At 75.2% G+C, this 11,698-nt stretch carries 10 protein-coding genes; 9 read left to right on the top strand and 1 reads right to left on the bottom strand.

Annotated features, from left to right (window positions below):
• Window positions 1-50: 50 nt before the first annotated feature.
• Genes ACFWZ5_RS41045 through cobI form a run of 4 tightly spaced genes read left to right on the top strand, consistent with a single transcriptional unit; the run spans window position 51 to window position 4,790 of the window.
• Entirely contained in the window at window positions 51-2,060 is a 2,010-nt protein-coding gene (locus tag ACFWZ5_RS41045; RefSeq protein WP_384804482.1) for a putative cobaltochelatase, read from the top strand.
• The gene (cobO, locus tag ACFWZ5_RS41050) at window positions 2,060-2,659 is read left to right on the top strand and encodes a cob(I)yrinic acid a,c-diamide adenosyltransferase (RefSeq protein WP_384804480.1); all 600 of its coding nucleotides are present in this window, start codon (window positions 2,060-2,062) and stop codon (window positions 2,657-2,659) included. The genes ACFWZ5_RS41045 and cobO overlap by 1 nt, the downstream gene beginning before the upstream one ends.
• A complete protein-coding gene (locus tag ACFWZ5_RS41055; protein WP_384804479.1) occupies window positions 2,653-4,059 on the top strand; it encodes a cobyrinate a,c-diamide synthase in 1,407 nt (468 codons plus the stop codon). The genes cobO and ACFWZ5_RS41055 overlap by 7 nt, the downstream gene beginning before the upstream one ends.
• Window positions 4,056-4,790, top strand: a complete 735-nt coding sequence (gene cobI, locus ACFWZ5_RS41060; protein WP_384804477.1) for a precorrin-2 C(20)-methyltransferase — start codon at window positions 4,056-4,058, stop codon at window positions 4,788-4,790. The genes ACFWZ5_RS41055 and cobI overlap by 4 nt, the downstream gene beginning before the upstream one ends.
• A 47-nt stretch (window positions 4,791-4,837) precedes the next feature.
• Here cobI and ACFWZ5_RS41065 read toward each other — a convergent pair whose 3' ends face one another.
• On the bottom strand, window positions 4,838-5,566 hold the full coding sequence (locus ACFWZ5_RS41065; protein WP_384804475.1) for a ZIP family metal transporter: 729 nt from the start codon (window positions 5,564-5,566) through the stop codon (window positions 4,838-4,840).
• Window positions 5,567-5,710: 144 nt separating this feature from the next.
• Between ACFWZ5_RS41065 and cobM the strand changes: the two genes are divergently transcribed.
• The 5 genes from cobM to cobC are packed head-to-tail and all read left to right on the top strand — an operon-like array spanning window position 5,711 to window position 11,597.
• A complete protein-coding gene (gene cobM, locus ACFWZ5_RS41070) occupies window positions 5,711-6,535 on the top strand; it encodes a precorrin-4 C(11)-methyltransferase (RefSeq protein ID WP_384804473.1) in 825 nt (274 codons plus the stop codon).
• Window positions 6,532-7,836, top strand: a complete 1,305-nt coding sequence (gene cbiE / locus ACFWZ5_RS41075; RefSeq protein ID WP_384804471.1) for a precorrin-6y C5,15-methyltransferase (decarboxylating) subunit CbiE — start codon at window positions 6,532-6,534, stop codon at window positions 7,834-7,836. The genes cobM and cbiE overlap by 4 nt, the downstream gene beginning before the upstream one ends.
• On the top strand, window positions 7,833-9,587 hold the full coding sequence (gene cobJ / locus ACFWZ5_RS41080) for a precorrin-3B C(17)-methyltransferase (protein WP_384892260.1): 1,755 nt from the start codon (window positions 7,833-7,835) through the stop codon (window positions 9,585-9,587). Before cbiE ends, cobJ begins: the two co-directional genes overlap by 4 nt.
• Window positions 9,584-10,531 (top strand): sirohydrochlorin chelatase, encoded by a 948-nt coding sequence (locus ACFWZ5_RS41085; protein ID WP_384892263.1) that lies wholly within the window; start codon window positions 9,584-9,586, stop codon window positions 10,529-10,531. The genes cobJ and ACFWZ5_RS41085 overlap by 4 nt, the downstream gene beginning before the upstream one ends.
• Window positions 10,515-11,597 (top strand): Rv2231c family pyridoxal phosphate-dependent protein CobC, encoded by a 1,083-nt coding sequence (cobC, locus tag ACFWZ5_RS41090; protein ID WP_384806818.1) that lies wholly within the window; start codon window positions 10,515-10,517, stop codon window positions 11,595-11,597. The genes ACFWZ5_RS41085 and cobC overlap by 17 nt, the downstream gene beginning before the upstream one ends.
• The last annotated feature ends 101 nt before the right edge of the window (window positions 11,598-11,698 follow it).

Here is an 11,698-nt window from a genome sequence, read left to right on the forward strand (position 1 = left end):
CTTCGCGCTCGTCCTCAAACGCCGGACGGGCTGGATTTGGAGGTCTTCGCGTGAGTACGGCTTATCCCTTCACCGCCCTTGTCGGGCAGGACGACCTGCGGCTCGCCCTGCTGCTCAATGCCGTGAGTCCTGCCGTGGGCGGCGTGCTCGTGCGCGGTGAGAAGGGGACCGCCAAGTCCACCGCCGTGCGGGCGCTGTCCGCGCTGCTGCCGGAGGTGGACGTCGTCGCCGGGTGCCGGTTCTCGTGTGCGCCGGGGGCGCCGGACGCCGCGTGTCCCGACGGGCCGCACGAGGTCGGTGCCGGTACCGCGCGGGCGGCGCGCATGGTGGAGCTGCCCGTCGGCGCGTCCGAGGACCGCCTGGTCGGCGCCCTCGACATCGAGCGGGCGCTCGCGGAGGGCGTGAAGGCGTTCGAGCCGGGGCTGCTCGCCGACGCGCACCGCGGGATCCTCTATGTCGACGAGGTCAATCTGCTCCACGACCACCTGGTCGACCTGCTGCTCGACGCGGCCGCGATGGGGGCCTCGTACGTGGAGCGCGAGGGCGTGTCCGTGCGGCACGCCGCGCGGTTCCTGCTCGTCGGCACGATGAACCCCGAAGAGGGCGAGCTGCGGCCGCAGTTGCTCGACCGGTTCGGCCTGACCGTCGAGGTCGCCGCGTCGCGCGAGCCCGACCAGCGCGTCGAGGTCGTCAGGCGGCGGCTCGCGTACGACGACGACCCGGAGGGGTTCGCCGCGCGCTGGGCCGAGGACGAGCAGGCCGTGCGGGCCCGGATCGTGGCGGCGCGGGCGCTGCTTCCGCAGGTCAGGCTCGGCGACGGCGCGCTGCGGCAGATCGCGGCGACCTGCGCGGCCTTCGAGGTCGACGGGATGCGGGCCGACATCGTGATGGCGCGGACGGCCACGGCGCTCGCGGCCTGGGCGGGGCGCGAGGACGTGCTCGCGGAGGACGTGCGGCAGGCCGCGCTGCTCGCCCTGCCGCACCGGCGGCGGCGCAACCCGTTCGACGCGCCGGGCCTCGACGAGGACAAGCTCGACGAGACGCTTGAGGAGTTCGACGACTCCGGCGACAGCGACGGCGACGACGGCGGTGACGACGACCCGGGGCCCGGTGGCGGCGGCGGGCTGCCGCCGCAGGACCAGGGGCCCGACGCGCCGGAGGGCGGCGACGCCTCCGCCCAGGAGGGTGACGCCGCCGCTCAGGGCGGGGCTGGCGCCAAGGAGCAGCAGCCCGTGCGGGCCGGTGAGCCGTTCCGCGCGAAGGTGCTGAGCGTGCCGGGGCTCGGCGAGGGCGCGGCCGGGCGGCGGTCGCGGGCGCGCACCGAGCACGGCAGGACGACGGGGGCCACGCGGCCCCGGGGGACCCTGACGAAGCTGCATCTGGCGGCCACCGTGCAGGCCGCGGCGCCGCATCAGGTGGCGCGCGGGCGGTCCGGGCGCGGGCTCGTCGTACGCCGTGACGATCTGCGGCAGGCGACGCGCGAGGGGCGCGAGGGGAATCTGGTGCTCTTCGTCGTGGACGCCTCCGGGTCGATGGCGGCGCGGCAGCGGATGGGCGCCGTGAAGGGCGCCGTGCTCTCGCTGCTGCTCGACGCCTATCAGCGGCGGGACAAGGTGGGGCTCGTGACGTTCCGCGGGGCGGCGGCCGATGTGGCGCTGCCTCCCACGTCGTCGGTGGACGCCGCCGCGGCGCGCCTCGAGTCGTTGCCGACGGGCGGGCGGACGCCGCTCGCGGGCGGGCTGCTCAAGGCCCACGAGGTGCTGCGCGTCGAGCGCCTGCGCGATCCGGCGCGGCGGCCGCTGGTCGTCGTCGTGACGGACGGGCGCGCGACCGGCGGCGTGGAGCCGGTGGCGCGGGCCGGACAGGCCGCGCGGCTGTTCGCCGCCGAGGGACACGCGTCCGTGGTCGTCGACTGCGAGTCGGGCCCGGTGCGCCTCGGCCTCGCGCGGCAGCTGGCCGATGAACTCGGCGGGACGGCGGTGACGCTCGACGAGCTGCGGGCGGACTCGATCGCCGGGCTCGTCCGTGATGTACAGGGTGACCACAGGAGGGCCGCGTAATGCCGCAGGGACAGCCGAGTGTCGTACCGGACGACGGTTTGACGACACGTCAGCGCCGGAACCGGCCGCTGGTGATGGTGCACACGGGCATCGGCAAGGGCAAGTCGACCGCCGCCTTCGGGCTCGCGCTGCGGGCGTGGAATCAGGGGTGGCCGGTCGGCGTGTTCCAGTTCGTGAAGTCCGCGAAGTGGAAGGTCGGCGAGGAGAACGCGCTGCGGGTCCTCGGGGCGAGCGGCGAGGGCGGCACCGTCGACTGGCACAAGATGGGCGAGGGCTGGTCGTGGGTGCAGCGCGACGACCAGCAGGACAACGAGGACAAGGCGCGGGAGGGCTGGGAGCAGGTCAAGCGGGATCTGGCCGCCGAGACCTACCGCCTGTACGTGCTCGACGAGTTCGCCTATCCCCTGCACTGGGGGTGGATCGACGTCGAGGAGGTCGTGGCGGTGCTGCGGGACCGGCCCGGGAACCAGCACGTGGTGATCACCGGGCGGAACGCGCCGGCCCCGCTGCTCGACTTCGCCGATCTCGTCACCGACATGTCCAAGGTCAAGCACCCGATGGACGCCGGTCAGAAGGGTCAGCGGGGCATCGAGTGGTAGCGCGCGTCGTCATCGCGGCGCCGTCGTCCGGGAGCGGCAAGACGACGGTCGCGACCGGGCTCATGGCCGCCTTCACGGAGGCGGGGCTCGCCGTGTCGCCCCACAAGGTGGGCCCGGACTACATCGATCCCGGCTACCACTCCCTGGCCACGGGGCGGCCCGGGCGGAACCTGGACGCGTATCTGTGCGGGCCCGACCTGATCGGGCCGCTGTTCGCGCACGGCGCCGCGGGGTGCGACCTCGCGGTCGTCGAGGGTGTGATGGGTCTGTACGACGGCGCGGCGGGGCAGGGCGAGCTCGCGTCCACCGCGCATGTCGCCAAGCTGCTGCGGGCGCCCGTCGTCCTCGTCGTCGACGCGTCGTCGCAGTCGCGGTCCGTGGCCGCGCTGGTGCACGGGTTCGCCTCGTGGGATCCGGAGGTGCGGATCGGTGGGGTGATCCTCAACAAGGTGGGGTCCGCGCGGCACGAGGAGTTGCTGCGGGACGCCCTGGACTCTTCCGGGGTGCCGGTGCTCGGGGCGCTGCGGCGGGCGCCTCAGGTGCGGGCTCCCTCGCGGCATCTCGGGCTCGTTCCGGTTGCCGAGCGGCGGGGGGAGGCGGTGGCTTCTGTGGGGGCGTTGGCCTCGCAGGTGCGGGAAGGGTGTGACCTGGAGGGGATTCTGGCGCTGGCGCGCAGTGCCGACACCTGGCCGGGGGCCTCTTGGGAGCCGTTTGTCGGCCTTCGGCCTCGTCCTCAAGCGCCGGACGGGCTGGATGGTCACGCTGCGCGCTCGTCCTCAAACGCCGGACGGGCTGGAACTCCCGTCGTCGCTCTCGCCGGTGGGGCCGCCTTCTCCTTCTCGTACGCCGAGCACGCCGAGATGTTGGCCGCCGCGGGCGCCGAGGTCGTGCGGTTCGATCCGTTGCACGATGAAGAACTGCCCGACGGGACGCGCGGGGTGGTCATCGGGGGTGGGTTCCCTGAGGTGTACGCGCCTGAGCTGTCCGCCAACGAGCCGTTGCGGAAGGCCGTGGCGGCGCTGGCGGAGAGCGGGGCGCCGGTGGCGGCCGAGTGCGCGGGGCTGCTGTATCTGGCGCGGGAGTTGGACGGCAAGCCGATGTGCGGTGTGCTCGACGTGACGGCGCGGATGACGGAGCGGCTGACTCTGGGGTACCGGGAGGCCGTCGCCGTGTCCGACAGTGTGCTCGCGGCCGCGGGCACCCGCACGCGCGGGCACGAATTCCACCGCACCGCCGTCGAACCGGGCGCGGGGGCGGCTCCCGCCTGGGGCTTGCACGCTCCTGAACGGCGTGTCGAAGGTTTCGTACAACGGGGTGTACACGCGAGTTATCTGCACACGCACTGGGCCGCCCAGCCCGGGATCGCCCGTCGGTTCGTGGAGAGGTGCGCGACAGGATGAGCAGCAGCAGGCTGATCGGCGTCGGGGTCGGCCCCGGGGACCCCGAGCTCGTCACCGTCAAGGGCGTGGCCGCGCTGCGCGGCGCGGACGTCGTCGTCGTGCCCGTGATGGACACCGGGGAGCGCGGGCGCGCCGAGGCGACCGTGCTGCACTACGTGCCCGAGGACAAGGTCGTCCGGGTCGTGTTCGCGCTCAACGAGCGCACCGACCGGGCCCGGCGCGAGGCCGCCTGGGACGCGGCGGGCGAGCGGGTCGCCCAGCTGCTGCGCGCGCACGACACCGTGGCGTTCGCGACGATCGGGGACCCCAACGTGTACTCGACGTTCACGTATCTCGCGCAGACCGTCGGCGAGCTCGTGCCGGACGCGGCCGTCGAGACCGTGCCGGGCATCACCGCCATGCAGGACCTCGCCGCGCGCAGCGGTGCCGTCCTGACCGAGGGCACCGAACCGCTGACGCTGGTGCCGGTGACGGCCGGCGCCGCCGTGCTCAAGGACGCGCTCGCGGGACCCGGCACGGTGGTGGCGTACAAGTTCGGGCGGCTCGCGCACGAGGTGGCGGCGGCGCTGCGGGAGACCGGGCGCACCGAGGACGCGGTGTGGGGCTCGGCGCTCGGGCTCGCGGACGAGTCCATCCGCGGGGCCGCCGACCTGGGCGACGAGCCGCTGCCGTATCTGTCGACGCTCATCGCGCCCCCGCGGCGCGCGGGCGGGCGGGGCGGCAAGCTGTGAGGCCCGCCCGCTCAGCCGGATCGGCCGGATCAGTCGGATCAGCCGGATCAGTCGGAGAGGCCCACCACCAGCCAGATGAAGCCCGCCCCGGCGACCGTGCACAGCAGGGTCGAGCGCGCCGGGTGGTCGTGGTGGGCCTCGGGCAGGATCTCGGCGGCGGCGAGGTAGAGGAGCACGCCGCCGAAGAAGCCGAGATATCCGCCCAGCAGTTGCTCCGGAATGGTGAAGAGCAGCGTGGACGCGGCGCCCGCCACGGGGGCCACGGCGTCCGCGAAGAGCATCGCGAGGGCCCGGCGGCGCGCGTTCCCGTACAGGCGCGTGATCGTGTACGTGTTGAAGCCGTCCGCGAAGTCATGGGCGACGACGGCGACCGCGACGGCCGCGCCCATGCCGCCGCCCACCTGGAACGCGGCGCCGATCGCGACGCCGTCCATGGCGCTGTGCCCGACCATCGCGGCCGCCGCCGTCAGACCCACCTCGGGCGTCCTGCCGCCGTGCTCGTCCGCCCCGTGCGCGGCCCTGCGCAGCGCGAGCAGCCGCTCCACGACGTGCGCGAACAGAAAGCCCGCGACGGTGAGGAGCAGCGCCGCCGGCACCCCGAACACCGGGCCGCCGGCCGCGTCGAGCGCCTCCGGGAGGAGGTCGAGCCCGACCACGCCGAGCATCAGGCCGCCCGCGAGGCCGAGCACCAGATGGCGCCGGTCGGTGACGCGCCCGGCCGTCCAGCCGCCGACCAGGGTCATCAGGAACGCGCCGAGCGCCACGAACACCGCCATGCGCTCTTGCTAGCCGATCGTCCCCGCAGCCGCTAACCGACGTCCCCCGTCCGAACGGCGCGCGCGGCGCCCCGCGCGCTCCCCGCACACCCGGCGGGCTCCCCCGCAGACCGTTCGCTTCTCCCCGTACGAGAGGACCCCACCATGGCCGACGCCGCCGCCCCCACCGGCAAGGTGACGTTCGTCGGCGCCGGTCCTGGCGCCGCCGACCTGCTCACTTTCCGTGCCGCACGGGCCATCGCCGACGCCGACGTCGTGATCTGGGCGGCCAGCCTGGTGCAGGCCGAGGTCCTTGAGCACGCCCGGGACGGCGCGGAGGTCCTGGACTCGGCCGCGCTGTCCCTGGAGGACGTCGTGGCCGTCTACGAGCGGGCGGCGGCGACGGGGCTGCGGGTGGCGCGGATCCACTCCGGGGACCCGGCGCTGTGGGGCGGCACGCAGGAGCAGCTGGACGCGTGCGCGCGCATCGGCATCGCCACGGAGATCGTGCCGGGCGTCTCGTCGTTCTCGGCGGTGGCGGCCGTCGCCGGGCGCGAACTGACCGTCCCGGAGGTCGCGCAGTCCGTGATCCTCACGCGCCTCGGCGGCGGCAAGACGCCGATGCCGCCCGGCGAGGAGGTCCGGGAGTTCGCGCGGCACGGCACGACGATGGCGGTGTTCCTCTCGGCGGCCCGCAGCGGCCAGCTGGTGCGCGAACTCCTCGAAGGCGGCTACCCGACATCGACGCCCGTCGTCGTCGCGCACCAGGCGACCTGGCCCGAGGAACTGATCCTGACCTGCACCGTCGGCACCCTGGAGGAGACGGTCAAGGAGCACCGGCTGTGGAAGCACACGCTGTTCCTCGTCGGCCCGGCCCTGTCCGCGCACGGCACGCGCTCGCACCTCTACCACCCCGGCCACTTCCACGGCTTCCGCAAGGCGGACCCCCAGGCCCGCGCCGAACTCCGCGCCGAGAGGCCCCGCCCGTGATCACGGTCATCGGTACGGCGCCGGACACCCCCCTGGACGCGACGGCCCGGGAGGCGGTGCGGACGGCGCACTTGGTGGTGGGCACGCGACGGCACGTGGAGACGGCCGGGATACCGGCGGGGACGGAACGGGTGGTCCTGGGGCCTTTGGCGCCTGCGTTCACAGCTATCGAGCGGTACGTACCAGCCCGTCCGGCGTTTGAGGACGAGGCCGCAGGCCGATCAACGGCAACCAAGCCAACGGTGGTCGTACTGGCGGACGGCGACCCAGGATTCTTCGGCATCGTACGCGCCCTGGCGGAACGCTTCGGCCCGCAGGCCCTGGACGTCCGTCCAGGCATCTCCCCCGTAGCAGGCGCCTTCGCCAGCATAGGGCTGCCGTGGGACGACGCCGTCGTCGTCAGCGCCCACGGCGGAGAGATACGGACCGCGGTCAACACCTGCCGCGCCCACCCGAAGGTCGCCGTCCTCACAGGACCAGACCACGGCCCCGCCGAACTCGGCGGGGAACTCGCCCGGCGTACGGAACGCCGCACCCTGATCGTCGCGTCGGCGCGCGAACGCGTCGAGCGGGTGACGCCCGCGGAGGCCGCAGCCCGCGACTGGGGCGACGCGGTGAGCGTCGTGCTGTGCCTGGACGAGGAGCGGGCCCCCGCGCCGGGACGCACCGTCGCGGGGGCGCGCCCGGCGCCCGCCCAATGGGCCCTGGGCGAGGACGAGTTCGTCCACCGCGACTCGATGATCACCAAGTTCGAGGTGCGGGCCCTCGCGCTCGCCCGGCTCGGGCCGCGCGTCGGCGACCTGGTGTGGGACATCGGCGCGGGCTCCGGGTCGGTGGCGGTGGAGTGCGCGCGGCTCGGCGCGGCCGCCGTGGCCGTGGAGAAGACCGCCGACGGCGTGGGGCGCATCCGCGCCAACGCGGCCGCGCACGGCGTCGACGTCCAGGCCGTGCACGGGGCCGCGCCCACGATTCTGTCCGATCTCGCCGACCCCGACGCGGTGTTCGTCGGCGGGGGCGGGCGCGAGCTGCCCGCGATCGTGACGGTGTGCGCGCGGCGGGCCCGGCGGGCCGTCGTGGTGGCGCTCGCCGCGCTCGACCGGGTGCCGGCCGTGCGTGCCGCGCTGCTGTCCGCCGGGTACGACTGCGACGGCGTGCTGCTGCAGTCGTCGCGGTTCGCGCCGCTGCCGGGCGACGTGACGCGGCTCGCCGCGACGCATCCGGTGTTCCTGGTGTGGGGCACGCGCCCGGATCCTGCCCTCGGCAGGCGGTCGACTCCCTTGATCGAAGGAGTGGTTCAGTGATCGGTCTGATCTCGGCCACGAAGGCGGGCGCGCGCGCCCGTGCGCGGCTCGCCGCCGCGTGGCCCGCCCGGACGCGGGTGTACGACGGGTCCGTACGGGAGGCCTTCGAGCGGGCCTTCCGGGAGTGCGAGCAGGTGGTGTGCTTCCTTGCCGTCGGCGCGGTGGCTCGGCTCGCCGCGCCGCTGCTGGTGGGCAAGGTGTCCGACCCGGGGGTGGTGTGCGTCGATGAGGGTGGGCGGTTCGCGGTGGCCCTGCTGGGCGGGCACGGTGGGGGTGCGAACGCGCTGGCCCGGGAGGTGGGGGACCTCCTCGGGGCCGAGCCCGTCATCACCACCGCCACCGATGCGGTGGCCGTGCCGGGGCTGGACACGCTGGGGCTCCCTGTCGAGGGGGATGTCGCCGGGGTGACCCGGGCCATGTTGGACGGGGAGCCCGTTGCCTTGGAGGCGGAGGTTGTCTGGCCGCTGCCTGCCCTGCCGCCGAATGTGACGGCTCGGTCGGATGGGGCTGTGCCCACCCGTCCCGCCCTGCGGGACGCCTGCCCACAGCGCGCATCCCTGCGGGTTACGGATCGCGTGCTCCAACCCGCCGACGGCCAAGTAGTCCTGCGGCCCGCCTCTCTCGTCGTCGGCGTCGGTGCCAGCAGAGGTGTGGGGGTTGATGAAGTTCTTGCGCTCGTACGGGGATGTCTGCGGGATGCCGGGCTCTCGCCCGATTCCGTGCGGGAGGTGGCCACCGTCGACGCCAAGGGGGACGAGCCGGGGGTCGTCGGGGCCGCCGCGCGGCTCGGGGTGCCGCTGGTGACGTACGCCGCCGAGGAGTTGGCGGGGGTCGACGTACCGCATCCCTCCGGGGCGCCGCTCGCCGCCGTGGGGACGCCGTCCGTGGCGGAGGCCGCGGCGCTCGCGCGTGGGGGTGAACTCCTCGTGCCCAAGCGGAAGTCGGAGCGCGCGGACGGCAGGCCCGCCATGGCGACGTGTGCCGTCGCGAGACGGACGCGTGGGCGGCTCGCTCTCGTGGGGATCGGGCCCGGCGCGCGCGACCTGCTCACGCCGCGCGCCCGCGACGAACTGCGGCGCGCCGCCGTGGTCGTGGGCCTCGACCAGTACGTCGACCGGATCAGGGACCTGCTGCGGCCCGGCACGAAGGTCCTGGAGTCGGGGCTCGGCGCCGAGGAGGAGCGGGCCCGCACCGCCGTGGACGCGGCGCGGCGGGGGCAGGCGGTCGCGCTGATCGGGTCGGGGGACGCGGGCGTGTACGCGATGGCGTCGCCCGCGCTCGCCGAGGCGGGCGACGACATCGACGTGGTCGGCGTACCGGGCGTGACGGCCGCGCTCGCCGCCGCGGCGGTGCTCGGCGCGCCGCTCGGCCACGACCACGTGTCGATCAGCCTGTCCGACCTGCACACGCCGTGGGACGTCATCGAGCGCAGGGTGCGCGCGGCGGCCGTCTCCGACCTCGTCGTGACCTTCTACAACCCGCGCAGCCGGGGCCGGGACCGGCAGCTGCCGAAGGCCCTCGCGCTGCTCGCCGAGCACCGGGCGCCGACGACGCCCGTAGGGGTCGTACGCAACGCGTCGCGCGCGGACGAGAGCGCGCGCCTGACGACGCTGGCCGGGCTCGACCCGGCAGGCGTCGACATGATGACCGTCGTGACCGTCGGCAACACCGCGACCCGCGAGGTCGCGGGCCGCATGGTGACGCCGCGCGGCTACCGCTGGCAGCGCCCCGCGACCGAGGAGACCGAGTGAGCACTCCGCCCCCCGCCCTGCTCATCGCCGGCCACGGCACCCGCGACGCCGCCGGGGCCGCCGCCTTCCGCGACTTCGTCCAGGAGCTGGCGCGCCGCAAACCCGGCCTGCCCGTCGCGGGCGGCTTCATCGAGCTGTCGGCGCCGCCGCTCGCCGATGCCGTGGCCGAGCTCGTCGAGCGGGGCGTCACCCGCTTCGCGGCCGTGCCACTGATGCTGGTGTCCGCCGGGCACGCCAAGGGCGACATCCCGGCGGCCCTGGCCCGCGAGAAGGAGCGCCACCCCGGCATCTCGTACACCTACGGCCGCCCGCTCGGCCCGCACCCGTCGGTCCTGAAGGTCCTGCAGCGCCGTCTCGACGAGGTCGTCGGCGACCTCGTCGAGTCGGCCGAGGAGCGGGCCGGGGTCACCGTGCTCCTGGTGGGGCGCGGTTCGACGGATCCGGACGCCAACGCCGAGGTGTTCAAGGCGGCGCGGCTGCTGTGGGAGGGGCGCGGCTACGCGGGTGTGGAGACCGCGTTCGTGTCGCTCGCGGCGCCCGACGTGCCGGCGGGGCTCGACCGGTGCGCGGCGCTCGGCGCGCGCCGCGTCGTGGTGCTCCCGTACTTCCTGTTCACCGGCGTCCTGCCGGACCGCGTGCGGCAACAGGCCGACGCGTGGGCGGCGGCGCACCCGGAGGTGCGGGTGCGCTGCGCCGCTGTGATCGGCCCCGAGGAGGAGCTGATCGAGCTGGTCGTCGAGCGGTACGAGGAGGCGCTGCGGGGCGATCTCCGCATGAACTGCGACACCTGCGTGTACCGGATCGCGCTGCCCGGCTTCGAGGACAAGGTGGGCCTGCCGCAGCAGCCGCACTTCCACCCCGACGACGACGGCCACCACCCCCACCACCACGGGCCGGAGCACGGCCACGAGCACCATCACGGAGACCATGCACACGCGCACTGATCCCATGACGCCCCCGCACGGGGGACCGGCCGCCGACGGCGACGTGGACCTGCGGCATCACGGCGACGCGGAGGTACGGGGCGAGGGCCTCGTCGACCTCGCCGTCAACGTCCGCTCCGGTACGCCGCCGCTGTGGCTGAAGCAGCACGTCGCCGCGTCCCTCGACGGGCTCGCCGCCTATCCGGACGGGCGCCCTGCGCGGGCCGCCGTGGCCGCGCGGCACGGTGTCGCGCCGGAGCGGGTGCTCCTGACGGCGGGCGCCGCCGAGGCGTTCGTGCTGCTCGCGCGGGCGCTGCGGGTGCGGCGGCCCGTGGTCGTGCATCCGCAGTTCACGGAGCCGGAGGCGGCGCTGCGGGACGCCGGGCACGCGGTGGGGCGGGTGCTGCTGCGGGAGGAGGACGGCTTCCGGCTCGATCCCGCGGCGGTCCCCGACGACGCGGACCTGGTCGTCGTCGGCAACCCGACGAATCCGACGTCGGTGCTTCACCTCGCGGCCGACCTCGCCCGTCTGGCCCGGCCGGGGCGGTTCCTCGTGGTGGACGAGGCCTTCATGGACGCGGTGCCGGGCGAGCGGGAGTCGCTCGCGGGCCGGACGGACGTGCCGGGCCTCGTGGTGCTGCGCAGCCTCACCAAGACCTGGGGCCTGGCCGGGCTGCGCATCGGCTACGTCCTGTCCGACCCGTCGGCGATCGCCGCCCTCGCCCGGGCCCAGCCGCTGTGGCCCGTGTCGTCGCCTGCGCTCGCGGCGGCGGAGGCGTGCGTGTCGCCGCGGGCGCTCGCGGAGGCGGGCCATGTCGCCCACCGGGTCGCCGTCGACCGCCGCCACCTCGTGGCGGGCCTCGGCGAGCTGCCCGGCGTGCGGGTGGCGGGCCCGGCGGAGGGCCCCTTCGTCCTGGTCCGCGTTCCCGACGCGGCGGCTGTCCGGGAACGGCTGCGGGGGGCGGGGTTCGCGGTGCGGCGCGGCGACACGTTTCCTGGCCTGGGGCCTGACTGGGTACGGGTCGCCGTCCGCGACCGCCCCACGACGGACGCCTTCCTCACGGCCTTGCGGCCGCTCCTCGGCTAGCCGCCGCAGCCGCCGACGGCGGGCAACCCCCGCGGGGGGCGTCCCCCGCCGTCCGACTGGAAACGGGCGGGCGGGTGGGATGCGCCTCCGGCCCGCCGCGT

Source organism: Streptomyces sp. NPDC059003 (assembly GCF_042740445.1).
Classification (GTDB): Bacteria; Actinomycetota; Actinomycetes; order Streptomycetales; family Streptomycetaceae; genus Streptomyces.

Bases quoted from the DNA above. Each gene is read 5' to 3' on its own strand.
- cobO (WP_384804480.1), top strand. From the start codon at position 2,060: ATGCCGCAGGGACAGCCGAGTGTCGTACCGGACGACGGTTTGACGACA.
- cobI (WP_384804477.1), top strand. From the start codon at position 4,056: ATGAGCAGCAGCAGGCTGATCGGCGTCGGGGTCGGCCCCGGGGACCCC.
- ACFWZ5_RS41065 (WP_384804475.1), bottom strand. From the start codon at position 5,566: ATGGCGGTGTTCGTGGCGCTCGGCGCGTTCCTGATGACCCTGGTCGGC.
- cobM (WP_384804473.1), top strand. From the start codon at position 5,711: ATGGCCGACGCCGCCGCCCCCACCGGCAAGGTGACGTTCGTCGGCGCC.
- cobC (WP_384806818.1), top strand. From the start codon at position 10,515: ATGCACACGCGCACTGATCCCATGACGCCCCCGCACGGGGGACCGGCC.